Below are 17,603 nucleotides of genomic sequence, written 5' to 3' on the forward strand. Positions count from 1 at the left end.
GAGTAATTGATTACTCCCTTTCTACTGATATCAAATTATGTGAATCGTATTAAGATTCTGCACCTGCGGCTTGGTTATCTGAGTTGCTGTAAATCAGCAATGGATCAGACTCACCTTTAATCACTGACTCATCGATAACGACTTTACTTACGTCGTCCATTGATGGCAGTTCATACATGGTTTCAAGCAGCACGCCTTCAAGAATTGAACGAAGACCACGAGCACCTGTTTTACGCTCCATTGCTTTCTTAGCAATTGCACGTAGTGCGTCTTCACGGAACTCTAGCTCCGCATCTTCTAATTCAAATAAAGCCGCGTATTGCTTAGTCAGTGCGTTTTTCGGCTCACAAAGGATTTGGATTAATGCATCCTCATCTAGCTCTGTCAGCGTTGTCGTTACAGGAAGACGACCAATGAACTCAGGGATTAGGCCATATTTAACCAAATCTTCTGGCTCAACTTGAGTGAACAGTTCACCCACAGTCTTAGTTTCATCTTTAGAACGAACTTCCGCAGCAAAACCAATGCCAGTGCCCGTCGCAACACGTTGCTCGATCACTTTATCTAGGCCAGCAAATGCACCGCCACAAATAAATAGAATCTTAGATGTATCTACTTGTAGGAATTCTTGCTGAGGATGCTTACGGCCACCTTGTGGTGGAACAGAAGCAACCGTACCTTCAATCAGTTTCAATAGCGCTTGCTGAACACCTTCACCTGATACGTCACGCGTAATCGATGGGTTTTCAGCCTTACGAGAGATCTTGTCGATCTCATCGATGTACACGATACCACGCTCAGCTTTCGCTACGTCGTAATCACACTTCTGCAGAAGTTTCTGGATGATGTTTTCTACATCTTCACCAACGTAACCCGCTTCAGTTAGCGTTGTTGCGTCAGCCATAGTGAATGGTACATCTAGGAAACGAGCTAATGTCTCTGCCAGTAGCGTTTTACCACTACCGGTAGGACCGATTAGCAAGATGTTACTTTTACCAAGTTCTACACCTTCGCTCGTCGTATCTCCATTACGTAAACGCTTATAGTGGTTATAAACGGCTACTGCTAGCACTTTCTTCGCGTAATCTTGGCCAATCACGTAGTCATCAAGGTGTTCACGAATATCTCTTGGCACAGGGAGTGCTTCCGATTGTTTCTTCGGTAGAACATCTTTAATTTCTTCACGAATGATGTCGTTACATAGGTCGACACATTCATCACAAATATAGACTGACGGACCAGCGATTAGCTTACGAACTTCATGCTGGCTTTTGCCGCAGAAAGAGCAGTAAAGAAGCTTACTACTACTGCTCTCTTTGCTTTTATCTGTCATTCGCTAACCTCTTAGCCTTTACTTATATGACTTGAGTGTATATCAATATATGGCAATGTTGCTAGTTATTCACCGCGATGAGTGAGAACTGCATCCACTAGACCATATTCAACCGCTTGATCGGCTGCCATGAAGTTGTCACGATCAGTATCACGCTCAATCACTTCTAGTGGTTGGCCTGTATGCTCAGCAAGGAGTTTGTTGAGTTTTTGTTTGATCGTAAGAATCTCTTGAGCATGGATTTGAATATCCGATGCCTGACCTTGGAACCCACCTAGTGGTTGGTGAATCATTACTCGTGAGTTAGGGAGAACATAGCGCTTGCCTGGTGCACCACCAGCAAGTAAGAATGCACCCATCGAGCATGCTTGACCCATACATACCGTGCTTACGTTTGGCTTGATAAACTGCATTGTGTCGTAGATAGACATACCTGCAGTTACGCTGCCACCCGGCGAGTTAATGTATAGGAAAATATCTTTATCTGGATTCTCTGATTCTAGGAAAAGCAGCTGTGCCACGACAAGGTTTGCCATGTGGTCTTCCACTTGACCAGTCAAGAAAATTACACGCTCTTTCAGCAAACGAGAGTAGATATCGTAAGAACGTTCACCACGGGAAGTTTGTTCAACCACCATTGGTACTAGTGCGTCCATAATTGATGGCATTGTATTTTTTTCTTGGTAGCTCATATTCTTATGTCCCTAAAATAAATGGCCCGTATGATACATATCATACGGACCATTGTTAGCAGAATAGTTAACGATTAGTCAACCTTCTCAGCAATAAATTGCTTATTAAGCAGCTGGTTGCTGGTTCATTAGCTCGTTGAAGCTAACTTCTTTTTCAGAAACCTGAGCTTTAGAGATGATTGCATCAATAGCTTGCTCTTCTAGAGCAACATTGCGCATGTTGTTCATCATTTGCTCGTTCTGCTCGTAGTAAGAAACAACTTCTGTTGGATCTTCGTATGCAGTAGCCATCTCTTCGATAAGTGCTTTCACTTTCTCGTCGTCAGCTTTTAGCTCTTCAGACTTGATTACTTCACCTAGTAGAAGACCTACAACTACGCGACGTTTAGCTTGCTCTTCGAACAGTTCACGTGGAAGTTGTGCAGCCGCTTCTGGGTTACCACCGAAACGCTGTGCAGCTTGCTGACGTAGAGTACCGATCTCTTGATCGATTAGTGCAGCAGGTACGTCGATGTCGTTTTCTTTAACTAGACCGTCGATAGCTTGCTCTTTGATGCGGTTCTTAATAGCTTGCTTAAGTTCACGCTGCATGTTCTTACGAACTTCTGCTTTAAGAGCGTCAACGCCACCTTCAGCAACACCGAACTTAGAAACGAACTCGTCGTTTAGTTCTGGAAGCTCACGAGCTTCAACTTTGTTTACTTTGATTGCGAACTTAGCAGCTTTACCTTTTAGGTTTTCTGCGTGGTAATCTTCTGGGAAAGTCACGTCGATTTCGAATTCCATACCAGCAGTCTTACCTGCGATACCGTCTTCAAAACCAGGGATCATGCGACCAGCGCCCATTTCTAGAGGGAAGTTCTCAGCTTTACCGCCTTCAAACTCTTCGCCGTCGATAGAACCAACGAAGTCGATAGTTGCACGCTTACCTTCTTCAGCAGCTTCTTCAACTTCAGCCCAAGTTGCTTGCTGTTTACGTAGAGTGTCGATCATCTCTTCAACGTCTGAGTCTTGAACTTCAGTTGTTGGTTTTTCAACAGTGATACTCTCTAGGCCTTTTAGCTCAACTTCTGGGTAAACTTCGAAAGTTGCGTTGAATACTAGGTCTTGACCTTCTGTAGACTCAACTGGAGCGAAAGTAGGTGCGCCTGCTGGGTTGATTTTCTCTTTAACGATCGCTTCGATGAAGTGACGTTGCATTACTTCACCCATCACGTCTTGACGTACTGCTTTGCCGTACATCTTCGCAACCATTTTTAGAGGCACTTTGCCTTTACGGAAACCATCGAAACGACGGTTTTTTGCGATGTTGCGTAGTTCAGCTGTTACAGCATCTTCGATGTTTGCAGCAGGAACAGTAATGTTTAGACGGCGCTCTAGGCCCTCTAGCGTTTCAACAGTAACTTGCATTATTCATTAACCTCAAAACTGGCTCAGATAACTGAGCGTATGTGCTCTACTCTGTAACAGAAATAGAACCCATCCTTGTTTGTACTCTAAGAGTACTCTTCTATAAATCGAGTATCGACAACTGACGAATCAATCATCGGACTAATTAGCGATATCCTTACGAATTTGATTCGATAAAAAGGTATCTCCGATTAGCCTCAGGATAAAAATTCAGACGCAGCATTCTACCGACCAGATCAATCGCTGTCGAGTCCAGCCCCACGATCGCTACGGGATTCACCTAAAAACTCACTTAACTGCAAAAAAAAGCGCCAATAAAGCATGCTTTGTTTCCAGAAATGGGGACATTAATGGCTTTTTCAAGAGAAACTAATATTTTTTTTCGATTAAAGATCAAAACTCGATCTACGTCCGGTTTTATACCTCACTTTGTTAAGAGCAATAAACACATTCATAACAAAAACCTTTACGCTATATATGGATGAGTAAGTGATACAGGGTTGTAAATGTTGACGTTCCAAAGAAGTAAGTTCTACCTCTGCATCCTCTATATTATCGTTATCACACTTGGTGCTAGCTGGGTTTGGAATACCAGCGAAGAAGATCAATTTGACACTCATAAAGAGCAGCTAGAACGCTTCGCTGAATTTATCTCGAGCAAACTCGACAAATACGCTCACCTGCCGCAGTTGATTGCCAAAGACACCGAGATCATTTCAGCGCTACAAAACCCTACCAATTCCGCCCAAATTGAGCTCACTAACCGCTATCTGGAACAGGTCAATAACACCATCCAGTCAACCGACGCTTATTTACTTGATGAGTTTGGGAACACCATCGCATCGAGTAACTGGAATTTGCAGCGCTCATTTGTCGGCCGAAACTATGCTTGGCGACCTTACTTTTCCAATGCCATTCAAGGGCAGCCTAGCCAGTATTTTGCCCTAGGTTCAAGCTCTAAGCAGCGCGGGTACTATTTTTCTTATCCTGTCACTTACGCGGCCGAAATTATTGGCGTGATCGTGATTAAGATGGACCTGACCGCTATCGAGTCAAATTGGCAAAACAAAACCAACATCTTAGTAGCGACTGATAACTACAACGTTATTTTCATGTCGAGCAACGAAGAGTGGCTGTTTAAAAGCTTAACGACCCTATCGGAAGCTCAGCGCCAAACCATCTTAAATAGCCGTCAGTATCTCGATTCACCGATACGTTCGTTTGGCTTTGCCGGTGACTTGTCGATACCTCGTTCGGAGCTCACTAATCCACTTTCAACTGGATTCGAAAATTCCTATCTGGTCTCTTCGCGGCCACTAGAGAAGCACGATTTAACCCTAAGGGTGCTAACGCCTAAAGCGACATTACTCTGGTCAACGCTTAGCTTCTCTTTGGTCACAACACTGCTGTTTGTGATTGCTTATTTGTCGCTGCAGCTCACATATCAACGTAACCTCAAGAAAAGGCAATTTGAACAACTTCAATCTGAAGCCAAGCAAAAGCTCGAGTTTTTGGTCATGGAGCGAACGTCAGAGCTTCAAGCGGAAGTTGCTGAGCGAACCAAAACAGAGCACGCGTTACGACAAACCCAAGATGAATTGATTCAAGCAGCTAAACTGGCCGTATTAGGTCAAATGTCGGCCAGTATCAGTCATGAACTCAACAACCCGTTGGCCGCCATTCGCAGTTTCGCTGACAATGGACGGCGTTTTTTGGAAAAATCCAAATATGATCGCGTAGACGATAACCTGACACGGATTTCAGCACTGACCGATCGCATGGCAAAAATAAGTAGCCAGCTGCGTTCGTTTGCCAAAAAGAGCGACAGTGATGAAATTACCAGAGCCGATGCTGCCCCAATTATCTTCGCAGCGAAAGAGCTGCTCGCACCGCAATTTAAAGCTAATCAGGTCACGTTGAATCTTGATATTGAGCCAAACTTGCCAAGTATCGAGATCAACCCGATCCAACTTGAGCAGGTGCTCATCAACCTACTAACCAATGCCATACAAGCGATTGAGGACCAACAGTCGAAACAGATCGATCTGTCTGTTCAGTATGGTAACGGCAAAGTCGAAGTATTGGTCGATGACAATGGGCCAGGTATCCCATTCGATAGCCAAGCTCAACTGTTCGAACCTTTTTACACCACCAAGAAAAACGGTTTAGGTTTAGGTCTCTCTATCTCCCACCAGATTACCCAAGCAATGGGAGGCGAGTTAAGTGTAACCACATCGCCACTTGGTGGAGCGAGGTTCATACTCGCGATACCAACGACAACACAATAACGATCAAGGAAAGTCGATGTACGATGTCATATTCATTGATGATGAGAGCGATATTCGCCTCGCCATTGAACAAAGCTTCGAGCTAGAGGAAATACCAGCGCGATTTTTTGCCAGTGCCGAAGAAGCGCTACTGGCGATAAAAACTGATGGCCTACCAAAAGTCGTGATTACCGATATTTGTTTGCCCGGTTTATCTGGTGAAAACATCCTTTCCAGTATCCAGCATCAGGACGCGGAAATTCCGGTTATTTTGATTACCGGTCACGGCGATATTTCGATGGCTGTCAACGCACTGAGAAATGGCGCCTACGACTTTATCGAAAAGCCCTTCCCTATCGATCGACTGATTGATACCACGCGCCGTGCTCTGGACAAGCGCGTATTAACACTCGAAAACCAAGAGCTCAAACGTAGCCTGAAAGCGAGTCAGGCGCTTGGGCCACGCATTATTGGTGAGACGCCATCAATTCAGGCGCTTCGAGACACCATTATCCATATTGCCGATACCAATGCTGATATTTTACTGTTTGGCGAAACTGGCACAGGTAAAGAGCTGTTTGCGCGCTCGATTCATGAACAAAGCTCTCGTCGAGATAATAACTTTGTTGCGATTAACTGTGGCGCAGTCCCAGAGAACTTGATTGAAAGTGAGCTTTATGGCCATGAAAAAGGGGCTTTCACTGGCGCTGATAGCATCCGAATCGGCAAGCTTGAACATGCCCAAGGCGGCACCCTGTTTTTAGATGAAATCGAATCCATGCCGATGCAAGCACAGATTCGCTTATTGCGCGTACTGCAAGAACGCATGATAGAACGTGTCGGCTCTAACTCCCTGATCCCAATTGACATCCGCGTCATTGCCGCCACTAAAGTCGATTTAAAACAGGCAGCAGCAGAAGGCAGTTTTCGCGAAGACCTCTATTATCGACTCAACATCGTTACCTTAGAGTTACCTCCCCTTAGGCAGCGTAAAGAAGATATTGCGACGCTGTTCCATCACTTCTTACTGGTCGCCGCCTCTCGCTATGGTAAATCTGCCCCAGCTATTGAGGCTCAGCAAATTCATCAGCTCATGGCCCATGACTGGCCGGGTAATGTTCGAGAGTTACGTAATGCCGCAGAGCGCTTCGTCTTGCTTGGCCATCTTTCTCAGTTCGGTGAGAGTGATAACGTCAGTAGCAAAGAAACTAGCCTTGCCCAACAAGTCGCTGAGTTTGAGAAAAGCATTATTGAGCAAGCCCTTAACCAATGCGACGGCAGCATCAAAGCTACGATGGAACATCTGCAACTGGCACGTAAAACCTTATATGACAAGATGCAGAAATATGGCCTAGATAAAAACAACTACAAAGGTGAATAACCTATTCACTTTTTATTCATGTTGGGCGCTCTATATTGGTGTCATCAAAAGGAACTGATGATTCAGAGTTAAGTTAATAACTCTTACTGTTCAAATAGTATGTCCCTAAAACAAAAGCCCCGGATAGCTGTCTATCCGGGGCTTTTTTTGTCTAAGGTTTACGTTACTTGGTAATTATCTCAGGTCCCATCAGCGTCGTTGGTAGCCACGTTGATACCCAAGGTACGTACGTGACGATGATGAGGAAGAGGAACATGACCCCAACCCAAGGTAGGGCTGCTTTGACCACCTGCATCATCGACATCTTCGCGACCCCGGCGGTAACAAACAAGTTGAGCCCGACAGGCGGCGTGATCATCCCTATCTCCATGTTCACCACCATCATGATGCCAAGGTGAATTGGATCGATACCGAGCGCAATCGCAATTGGGAACACTAACGGCGCTACGATGATCAGTAAGCCTGATGGCTCCATAAACTGACCACCAATTAGAAGCAGTACGTTCACCACGATCAGGAAGGTAATTGGACCTAAACCTGCTGACAGCATCGACTCAGTAATCATCTGAGGAATACGTTCTTCAGTTAGCACGTGTTTTAAGATCAGTGCGTTGGCGATGATGAACAGCAGCATAATCGTCAGCTTACCCGCTTCATACAGGGTATGCTTAGTATCTTTATGGACAAAGGCTTGAAGTACTTTCGCTAACACGGGTTTACGGTTTTCTTTATCCGCAAACGGGCCCATATCTTTATAGATAAAGTTGGCAATCAGGAATGAGTAAACCGCTGCGACGGCCGCCGCTTCAGTCGGCGTAAAGATACCACCGTAGATACCGCCTAAGATAATGACCACCAACAACAGACCCCAACTGGCATCTTTCGCTGAATCGAACATCTCTTTCCAGCCCACAAACGGCTGCTTCGGCAGGTTTTTAATGCGTGCCGCAATGTAAATTGCAATCATCAGCATCACACCAGCAAGAAGCCCAGGAATGACGCCACCTAAGAACATACGGCCGACCGACACATCGGTCGCCGCAGCGTATACCACCATAACAATCGACGGCGGGATCAAAATGCCAAGCGTACCCGCGTTACATATCACGCCCGCAGCAAAATCTTTTGAGTAGCCATTTTTGATCATGCCAGCGATAACGATACTACCGATTGCGACTACCGTTGCAGGAGATGAACCCGACAGCGCTGCGAACATCATACACGCCACAACCGAAGCCATCGCCAGGCCACCTCGGAACCAGCCAACCATGGCAATCGCAAAGCGGATGATTCGCTTCGCTACCCCACCGGTCGACATAAAGCTCGACGCTAAGATAAAGAACGGAATCGCTAGCAAGGTGTAGTGCCCAGCAAAGGCGTTAAATAGCGTTTGTGCCACTGATGCTAATGAGGCATCCGAATGAAGCATTAAGAAAATAATACTCGATAGACCAAGTGATATGGCGATCGGGACACCGATCAACATAAAGCCAATCACCATGACAAATAAAAATAGGATTTCCATGGTTTAGCGCTCCTTGCTCTTATCTTTGCTGTCTACATTGCCGATGTTTTTCGGCTCCATAGCCTCACCTGCATCTTTTAACTCTTCTTTTAGCGCCTCTAGTTCTTCTTCTGCTTCATGGCCGGCAATTAAGCGGTCCAACTTACCAGTAAGAATTTGCCATGTTGCTTGGGCAAAGCGGAAAGTAAGCAGTGCCATACCAATCGGTAGAGCCATGTAGGGAATAAAACGCGGCATCTTCTCGTAGCGCTCACCTTCATTTAACCAATCTGCTAAAAACTGCAGCATTTCAGGCATTGGAATATCGTCGGTTTCATACCAAGCGCGCTCGGTGGCAAACGGATACCAGTAGTTCCAAGAACCAATCAACAGCAAAATTGAGAATGCTAAACAGCAAGCTGCAGCAATGACTGCATACACCTTACGTAGTTGTTCCGGGGCAAGGTTGATAACAACATCAACACCGATGTGAAAATGTTTTTTCACACCATAAGAGGCACCGACAAGCACCATCCAAGCAAACATAAATACGGTGAGCTCTAACGCCCATAAGATGTTGTCGTTAAAGACATAACGAAATATTACGTTGGCAAAAGTGAGCAAGGTCATTGCTCCCAAAAAGAACGCGATGAGAGTTTCCTCCACTGCGTCTGTCACCTTCCCAATTCTGGCAAAAATTGACTGTTCCATAAGCTACTTCACTTTAATCGCGGGTAAAGAAAGGCCCTCTTCCCGATATACCCTGAAGCAGGGTATTAAGAGGGCCAATAGTTGGGGATTATTGTTATTATTTATTTGATGCTAATGCGGCTTCGATTAGGTCCGTGCCGATATCTTTTTCAAACTGCTTCCACACTGGCTGAAGGGCTGTTACCCATTCCTGACGCTGCTCTGGTGTCAGCGAACGTACTTCACCACCCGCTTCGATGATGTTGTTCTTGTTCGCTAGATTCACGCGAGAAGATTCGGCATTACGTGTTGCTGTCACTTCTTGAATGATGGTGTTTAGCTGGTTACGTTGATCATCAGGCAGACCTTTCCAGAAGTCTTTAGACGTCACGACTAGGTAATCAAGGATACCGTGATTGGTTTCCGTGATGCCGTCTTGAACTTCAAAGAACTTCTTGCCGTAGATGTTCGACCAAGTGTTTTCCTGACCGTCGATAACTTTAGTCTGTAGACCGCCGTACACTTCTTTAAACGACATTTTCTGAGGGTTTGCGCCTAACTGTTCAAACTGAGCAACCAGTACGTCTGACGCTTGAACGCGAAACTTAAGTCCTTTCGCATCTTCAGGAGAGATCAGCGGCTTGTTCGCTGACATCTGCTTCATGCCGTTATGCCAAAACGCTAGACCTTGTAAGCCACGACGACGCATCGCATTTTTCAGCTTCTCACCCGACTCCGAGTTTTGGAAACGGTCAACCGCTTCAACATCTTCAAATAAGAATGGAAGGTCAAAGATACGGTATTTCTTCGTGAACTTTTCAAACTTTGATAGAGAAGGGGCAGCAAGTTGCACGTCACCGTTAAGCAGTGCTTCCAGCACTTTGTTGTCATCATACAGCGTCGAGTTAGGGAAAACCTGCATACACATTTTTCCGTCCATTTCGTCGTTTACACGCTGTTCAAGTAATGAAGCCGCAATACCTTTTGGGTGCTTATCTGTGTTCGTTACGTGGCTGAACTTAATTACCGTTTCACCTGGATCACAGTTAGCGGCAGCGTTGAAGCTCGTGACAGCAAGAATCGAAGCAGATAGTAGGGTCAATGGCTTAAACATTATTATTCTCCTTGTTAAATGAACAACCCCATCAATGGGTGTTGATAGATAACTAAGGGCAATAACTAAGCCAACTTATAGAAGAAGATTAAAGCAATAAATTTCAATGACTTATAAAAATCACATCATGATGAGTGTCTTTGGTTCAAATTTATTCAAAATAAATGGGGGGATTCCCACCCATTAAAATGACCAGTACGGGTGAATTTATACCAAATGAGAAAGTAGCTTTGTCTATAACGGGTTTGTAAAAACAAATGGCAGCTATACAAGCTGCCATTTTCGTTACTAGAGATGAGGTGAGCAATAAGGAGACATGACTGCCCACCTCCACTCACAATGCATGATGGTTACTTCATGCTATGACTCTAAGATTAGTAGACTTCATTCATAATTACTAATAAACATATCAACTAATTCATCCATTAGTTAAATTCGATACGTTGCTCAGTCGTCGCATCAAAGAACACCGCTTTTGAAAGATCAAAATGAAGTGGCGCAACTTGACCCGCAATAACATCAAATTCAGGCGATAAACGACACGCAACTTCCTGCTCGTTAACTTTGATCATCGCAATGGTGTCCGGCCCAGTTGGTTCAAGGACCTCCAAGGTTAAATCTAACTGAGTGGTTGCTCCAGATTCTTGGTTTTCGCTGTCTGTGATGTGCTCAGGACGCAGACCAATCACCACTTCTTTGCCATCTTGCTCACGCATGGATGCAGGTAAATTAATGTGATGTTCTTGTCCATTGCTCCCCTTGACTTTAATCACCGGCTTTTCTTCTGCATCTAGGTCGACCATGGTCTTGATAAAGTTCATCGATGGTGAGCCCATAAAACCAGCAACAAACATATTGTTTGGCTTATTGTAGATCTCTTGCGGCGTGCCAAGTTGCTGCAACTCACCATCTTTCATTACCGCAATTCGATCCGCTAGCGTCATTGCCTCAATCTGATCGTGCGTTACGTAGACTATGGTGGTGTTGAGTTGCTGATGTAAGCGTTTGATTTGATGACGCATCTCGACACGCAGTTTCGCATCGAGGTTTGAAAGAGGTTCATCAAATAGATACAACTTAGGTCGACGAGCCAGCGCACGCCCCATTGCCACACGTTGACGTTGCCCACCTGACAACTGTGAAGGCTTGCGATCAAGCAGATGGTCAATTTGCAGCATCTGAGCCACACGGTTAACCTCTGCATCAATATCTTCTTTTGGCATCTTACGAATCTTCAGGCCGAATTCGATATTGCCGCGCACAGTCATATTTGGGTAGAGCGCGTAAGACTGAAACACCATCGCGATATCACGATCTTTTGGTTCGACATTCGACACATCGTTACCATCAATCACGATTTCACCAGAGCTGATGTTTTCAAGCCCTGCAATGGTATTCATCAATGTCGATTTACCACAACCCGACGGCCCGACTAAGATTAGGAATTCTCCTGAGTCGATATCAATATCGATCCCTTTTAATGTTTCCTGCTCCGCTTTTGGATAGGTTTTACGGATTTGTTTAAGTTCTAGTGTTGCCATGATAATTATCCTTTTACCGATCCAGCTGTTAAGCCGCGAACAAAGTATTTTCCTGCTAAGACGTAAACCAATAAGGTAGGCAGTGCCGCAATGATCGCCGCCGCCATGTCGACGTTGTACTCTTTAATCCCGGTACTGGTATTGACTAAGTTGTTCAGTGCCACCGTTATCGGCTGAGTTTCTGAACCGGAGTACACCACGCCAAATAAGAAGTCATTCCAAATCGCAGTGAACTGCCAGATCACCGTCACCATAATGATTGGCGTTGATATCGGCAGAAGAATCTTAAAGAAAATGGTAAAGAACCCCGCTCCATCAAGCTTTGCTGCCTTAACTAGCTCATCAGGAATGCTGATGTAGAAGTTACGGAAAAACAGCGTCGTAAATGCCATCCCATAGATTACGTGCACAATCACCAGACCCGTTGTGGTATTCGCGAGACCTAATTTGCCCAACACAGTGGCCATTGGTAGAAGAACAACTTGGAATGGAATAAAGCAGCCAAACAGTAATAAGCTGAAAAATAAGTTAGAGCCACGGAATTGCCATTTGGTCACAACGTAACCATTAAATGCGCCCAATAGAGTGGAAATAGCCACTGCTGGAATCACCATCTGGAACGAATTCCAAAAATAGCCCTTAACGCCTTCACACTTCACGCCGGTACAAGCACTGTCCCAAGCCTTAAGCCAAGCATCAAATACCCACTCGGTCGGCAAGCTCATCAAGTTACCCGCCTTAATATCTGGCAAGGTTTTGAACGAGGTAATCACCATCACAAACAGTGGCATTAGGTACACAAGACAGAAGAACAGCAATGTCGAGTAAATAAACAATCGAGAGAAATTGACACTCTGCATCATGATTTTTTCTCCCTAAGTTCAGAATATAGATACGGCACAAGAATCGCTAAGATACCTGCTAGCATCATCATCGCACTGGCTGCGCCAAGACCAATTTGGCCGCGAGTAAAGGAGTGGGCATACATAAATAGCGCGGGTAAGTCTGACGAATACCCCGGCCCACCAGCTGTCATAGCGGTAACAAGGTCGAAACTCTTAATTGCGATATGCGACGTAATGATCACTGCGCTGAAAAACACTGGCCTTAAACACGGCATAATGATGCGCCAGTAAATGGTTGGCAGATTAGCGCCATCTATTTGCGCCGCTTTGATAATTGAGGCGTCAATACCGCGCAAGCCAGCAAGGAACATTGCCATCACGAACCCTGAAGATTGCCAAACAGCAGCAATCACCAGTGTGTACACCGCCATATCTGAATCGACCAGCCAATTGAATTTAAAGTCGGAGAATCCCCAATCTTGCATCAATTTTTCGATGCCAAGGCCTGGGTTTAAAATCCACTTCCAAGCGGTACCTGTCACAATAAATGACAGTGCCATTGGATAGAGGTAAATAGTGCGGATCGCCCCTTCTTGGCGGATATTTTGGTCAAGTAAGATGGCTAAGCCGACGCCAAGGCCGATCGCCACCAGCATAAACAGCAATCCAAAGATGCCTAAATTGGTAATTGAGGTAATCCAACGGTCGTTTTCCATCAACTTTTCGTACTGTACAAAACCAGCAAAGTTGAAACTTGGTAGAAAACGGGAGTTGGTCATTGAAAGTGCCGCCGTCCAAAAAATGTAGCCGTAGATACACACCACAGTTACTAGCGCGGTCGGGGCAAGAACGATTTTCGGTAGCCAGTGTTGAAGTCTATCGGCCAAATTTGGCTTACGGGTCGACTTCTTCTCGTACCGATTTACAACGTGCTCCATAACGAATCCTTACGTCATCAACCCAAATCAAATTTCCATTTGGGTAAAGGAAGGGCGAACAGGCTCCCCACAAGCCTGAACGCCCTTTGGGGGTGTTTGATATCAACGAAGATTAGATCGCTGCTTTAACCGCTTTCGCGAGTTTCTGTGCAGCTTGCTGAGGATCGGCATCAGCATCGTTAAAGAAGTTGGTCACAACATCGTAGATAGCGCCTTGAGCGTAGCTTGTTGTCGATAGACCATGCGCCATACTTGGTACAAGATCACCCGACTTCGCACTCGCTTTAAAGGTTGCCATTGAATCTAGAGCACATTGGTCAAACTTCGCCATGTCCATATCCAAACGTACCGGGATTGAGCCCTTGTTTAGGTTGAATACTTCTTGGAAGTCTTTAGTTAGGATGGTGCGCGCAAGATCTTGTTGCGCTTTTTGATTGCCTTCATCGCTTAGCTCAAAGAAGGCAAAGCTATCGATATTGAACGTGAATTGGCCGCTCGTACCCGGTGCTGGCGCACAGATGTAATCTTTACCTGGAACCTTACCCGCCGCAGTAAACTCACCTTTGGCCCAGTCGCCCATGATTTGCATTGCTGCTTCACCATTAATCACCATAGAGGTCGCAACGTTCCAGTCACGGCCTGGCGAGTTGGCATCAATGTAGTCACGAATTTTTTGGAACTTGGTGAACACTTCCACCATCTTGTCGCCAGACAATACGCTCATATCTAGGTCGACAAATGCTTTGTTGTAATCTTCACTGCCTAAAACGTCTAGCGCGACAGCTTCAAAGACCGTCGCGTCTTGCCATGGCTGACCACCATGTGCCAATGGAACATAACCCGCAGCCTTAATTTTTTCAGCGGCAACGAAGAACTCATCCAGTGTGGTTGGAAGCTCTACACCCGCTTTTTTAAGCACTTCAGGGTTAGCCCAAATCCAGTTTACACGGTGTACGTTGACTGGCACCGCGACGTATTCACCATCAAACTTCATCACTTTTGTCACGACTGAAGGTAAGATTTCGTCCCAGTTTTCTTGTTTACCTGTGCTATCAAGAGACGTTAAGAAGCCTAAACCACCCCACTCCTGAATATCATGCCCTTTGATCTGTGCAGCAGAAGGTGGGTTACCTGATACCGCGCGGGTTTTCAGTACCGTCATCGCTGACTCGCCGCCACCACCAGCAACAGCGAAATCTTTCCAAGTATGATTTTGCTTCTCAAGCATATCTTTTAGCACGGCTGCTGACTTCGCTTCGCCGCCTGCAGTCCACCAGTGAAGCACTTCGACTTCGCCAGCACTTGCAACATTCGCCGCAGAAAGAAGGGATAGAGTAAGTAGGGTTTTATTAAGTTTCATTATTATCTTCCATGTATTGGATTAGACATTCAGGCCAACAGCTCAATGACCCCAAGCGTTCTTGCTTGTACTAAAACGAGTCTAACCAAATAGAATTTTTTGATTGAAACAAACCGTAAAGACAATGTAACAACAATGTTACATTAGACTTCTAAGCTAGATGGAATAAAGACTTGCGCGCGAAGTCCATTAGTAGGCAAGTTATCAATAATGAGATCTCCGCCATGTCCGTGCAGAATATTACGGCAAATCCCGAGCCCTAAGCCGTGTCCATCGTCATCTGTCGCTAAACGGTAATAAGGTTCAAAAACCGCTTCCAGTTTCTCTTCCGGGATACCCGGCCCTTGATCACAGATGACCACTTTAATCCACTCGTCATCAGTGCTGATTTCGATGTTCGCTTTCATGCCGTATTTGACTGCGTTATCAACTAAGTTACTTAACACTCGTTTCATGGCGAGCGGCTTGGCCACAATCGGTTCCATCTCAGCGGGCGCAAATACAACTTGCTGCTGATACTGGTTTAACGGCTCGACAATCGAAATAATCAGTTCGTTCAGGTCGATATAAGCATTGTTTTCATGTAAGTCGGTGTCGCGAACACATTGCAAAGCCCCTTTCACCATCATCTCTAGCTCATCAAGATCGCGGTTAAACTTCGAACGTTTCTCATCGCTTTCAAGCAACTCAGCACGAAGTCGTAAACGAGTGATCGGTGTTTTCAAATCATGGGAGATGGCTGAAAATAGGTGTTCTCGATCGGCGACATAGCGACGAATTCGTTGCTGCATACGATTAAACGCTCGCGTTGCAGTGATCAACTCACTCGCCCCCTCTTCTTTAAGTGGCGCTTGATCAATGTCCATGCTCATTTCATTGGCCGCTTTTGCTAAACGCTTAAGAGGTTTGACTTGGCGACGTACCAGCAGATAAGTCAACGCCAATAAAATCGTCGTTGATAAAATGAGAAACAGTATTTGCTCTCGTCCAATCAAAGTATCGTCAAGGGTGACGTAAGGGGCGGGCAATAACGCCGCAATATAAAGCCATTCATGGGTGGCTAACTCAATCTGTACCACAAGAATTGGTGGGTCGATTGGCTTCAAGGTCAACGTGTGGTGAGCCCATGACTTGGGCAGATCATGTAAGTAGATATCGTTTTTAAGCAGACGGAGATTATCGGGGTGAGAAAAATCAACCGAGATGCTTTCTGCTTTACGTAACTTATTCTCCAGAACCTTTTCAATCGAGTTAATGGACGCTAACTTTAACGGCGTATCTTCGATCGGCTCGACAATCAACTGCTCTTTATTAAACGAAACAAAAAATCGTGTGCCGCCCATATTGCGAATCTGGTCTAACACGATATGACGATATTTTACCGGTAGTGATTGAAAGAACGTCACCGTCGAAGCGAACATATTCGCCATGCTCTCCGACGCATCTCGTATCCCTGCCAGCTCTTTATGTTTGGATTCAGTATACCAAATACTGGTGGCAACACCTTGCGCCAAAATGACGGCCAGTAAGGTCAATCCTAGCGTTCGACCAACCAGAGAATTTGGCTTAAATAACCGCAACCATGACCTATTGCTCATAGCTCACCGGAACAGCCAAAATGTAACCATTGCCCCGCATGGTTTTTATATAGTGAGGGAAGCGAGCACTGTCGCCCAAACGCTGACGAAGGCGACTCAGTTGTACATCGATACCACGTTCAAAAGGCAATGCTTCTCTCCCTCGCGTGGCAAAAGATATCGTGTCTCGGTCAAGCACTTCATTAGGCCGCTTTAAAAACAACATTAGCAGCGCAAAGTCGCTTCCAGAAAGGTCGTGACTTTGCTCTGTTTCTAAATGGGTGATGCGGTGCGCAAGTGGATCAAGCTGCCAGTCGCCAAACACGATCGATTTGGCGGTTGAGCTCGCTGGTAGTTCTTCTGCCGGAGAGGCTCGGCGCAACACCGCTTTAATGCGCGCATTTAAATGTCGCGGGTTAAATGGCTTAGCAATGTAGTCATCGGCACCAATTTCCAAACCAATGATTTGGTCGGTGTCGTCTGAAACCGCAGTCAGCATGATGATTGGCACCGAAGATTGACGGCGAGTTTGCTGGCAAAGGGTAAAACCGTCGTCGCCGGGCAGCATCACATCGAGCAAGATTAGGTCGGGATAACCATTCAGCTCAATCTCAGCCTTCATTTGCTCACCGTCATTGACCGTACTCACTTGGTAACTTTGCTTGGTTAGATACTCTTCTAACAACTCACAAATTTCTTGATCGTCATCGACTACGAGAATCTTGGCTGACATACCCTTACCTACTACTACTACTTTAATTTATAAAGCGAGTGTAATCATTAATCCGTTACTCATTGATCATCGAATAGCCATAATTTGAAACTCTCGCGGACACAGGTCACATCTCATTAACAAAATTAGCAATGTAACCGCTTCAAAACAGCGACTTTCCGTCTAAGCTAAACAAATAAATAGGACAATTACGCTAGGTGATGCAATGAATATCGGTA

Annotated in this window: 14 protein-coding genes; 2 read left to right on the forward strand and 12 right to left on the reverse strand. The window is 45.4% G+C overall.

What is annotated here, in order from left to right; all coding sequences use genetic code 11:
- Positions 1-49 precede the first annotated feature (49 nt).
- The 3 genes from clpX to tig form a co-directional block, all read right to left on the reverse strand.
- Positions 50-1,333: an ATP-dependent protease ATP-binding subunit ClpX gene (gene clpX, locus VIA_RS17755; protein ID WP_004414748.1), complete on the reverse strand. Its 1,284-nt coding sequence runs from the start codon at positions 1,331-1,333 to the stop codon at positions 50-52.
- 65 nt (positions 1,334-1,398) lie between these two features.
- Positions 1,399-2,025, reverse strand: coding sequence for an ATP-dependent Clp endopeptidase proteolytic subunit ClpP (clpP, locus tag VIA_RS17760; RefSeq protein WP_004414749.1), 627 nt, complete (start codon positions 2,023-2,025; stop codon positions 1,399-1,401).
- Between the two features lie 105 nt (positions 2,026-2,130).
- On the reverse strand, positions 2,131-3,435 hold the full coding sequence (tig, locus tag VIA_RS17765) for a trigger factor (RefSeq protein WP_004414751.1): 1,305 nt from the start codon (positions 3,433-3,435) through the stop codon (positions 2,131-2,133).
- A 506-nt stretch (positions 3,436-3,941) separates the two neighbouring features.
- Here tig and VIA_RS17770 point away from each other — a divergent pair.
- Both VIA_RS17770 and VIA_RS17775 read left to right on the forward strand, forming a co-directional pair.
- Entirely contained in the window at positions 3,942-5,723 is a 1,782-nt protein-coding gene (locus tag VIA_RS17770) for a sensor histidine kinase (protein WP_004414753.1), read from the forward strand.
- 16 nt (positions 5,724-5,739) lie between these two features.
- The gene (locus VIA_RS17775) at positions 5,740-7,083 is read left to right on the forward strand and encodes a sigma-54-dependent transcriptional regulator (protein ID WP_004414754.1); all 1,344 of its coding nucleotides are present in this window, start codon (positions 5,740-5,742) and stop codon (positions 7,081-7,083) included.
- A gap of 163 nt (positions 7,084-7,246) precedes the next feature.
- Here the strand turns inward: VIA_RS17775 and VIA_RS17780 are convergent, their stop codons facing one another.
- The 9 genes from VIA_RS17780 to VIA_RS17820 form a co-directional block, all read right to left on the reverse strand.
- Positions 7,247-8,608, reverse strand: coding sequence for a TRAP transporter large permease (locus VIA_RS17780; protein WP_004414756.1), 1,362 nt, complete (start codon positions 8,606-8,608; stop codon positions 7,247-7,249).
- A 3-nt stretch (positions 8,609-8,611) separates the two neighbouring features.
- Entirely contained in the window at positions 8,612-9,298 is a 687-nt protein-coding gene (locus VIA_RS17785) for a TRAP transporter small permease (RefSeq protein WP_004418265.1), read from the reverse strand.
- 97 nt (positions 9,299-9,395) lie between these two features.
- Entirely contained in the window at positions 9,396-10,391 is a 996-nt protein-coding gene (locus VIA_RS17790) for a TRAP transporter substrate-binding protein (protein ID WP_004414759.1), read from the reverse strand.
- Between the two features lie 425 nt (positions 10,392-10,816).
- Complete coding sequence (locus VIA_RS17795; RefSeq protein ID WP_004414761.1) at positions 10,817-11,932, reverse strand: ABC transporter ATP-binding protein; 1,116 nt, start codon at positions 11,930-11,932, stop codon at positions 10,817-10,819.
- 5 nt (positions 11,933-11,937) lie between these two features.
- A complete protein-coding gene (locus tag VIA_RS17800) occupies positions 11,938-12,795 on the reverse strand; it encodes a carbohydrate ABC transporter permease (protein WP_004414763.1) in 858 nt (285 codons plus the stop codon).
- Positions 12,792-13,715, reverse strand: a complete 924-nt coding sequence (locus tag VIA_RS17805; protein WP_004414764.1) for a carbohydrate ABC transporter permease — start codon at positions 13,713-13,715, stop codon at positions 12,792-12,794. Before VIA_RS17805 ends, VIA_RS17800 begins: the two co-directional genes overlap by 4 nt.
- 112 nt (positions 13,716-13,827) lie before the next feature.
- Positions 13,828-15,075 carry an ABC transporter substrate-binding protein gene (locus VIA_RS17810; RefSeq protein WP_004414765.1) on the reverse strand — a complete coding sequence of 416 codons (1,248 nt, stop codon included), beginning with the start codon at positions 15,073-15,075 and terminating at the stop codon, positions 13,828-13,830.
- A gap of 143 nt (positions 15,076-15,218) precedes the next feature.
- Positions 15,219-16,673: an ATP-binding protein gene (locus tag VIA_RS17815; RefSeq protein WP_038211479.1), complete on the reverse strand. Its 1,455-nt coding sequence runs from the start codon at positions 16,671-16,673 to the stop codon at positions 15,219-15,221.
- A complete protein-coding gene (locus VIA_RS17820) occupies positions 16,663-17,385 on the reverse strand; it encodes a response regulator (RefSeq protein WP_004414769.1) in 723 nt (240 codons plus the stop codon). Before VIA_RS17820 ends, VIA_RS17815 begins: the two co-directional genes overlap by 11 nt.
- Positions 17,386-17,603: the final 218 nt, after the last annotated feature.

The sequence above is a fragment of the Vibrio orientalis CIP 102891 = ATCC 33934 genome (assembly GCF_000176235.1).
Lineage (GTDB): Bacteria > Pseudomonadota > Gammaproteobacteria > Enterobacterales > Vibrionaceae > Vibrio > Vibrio orientalis.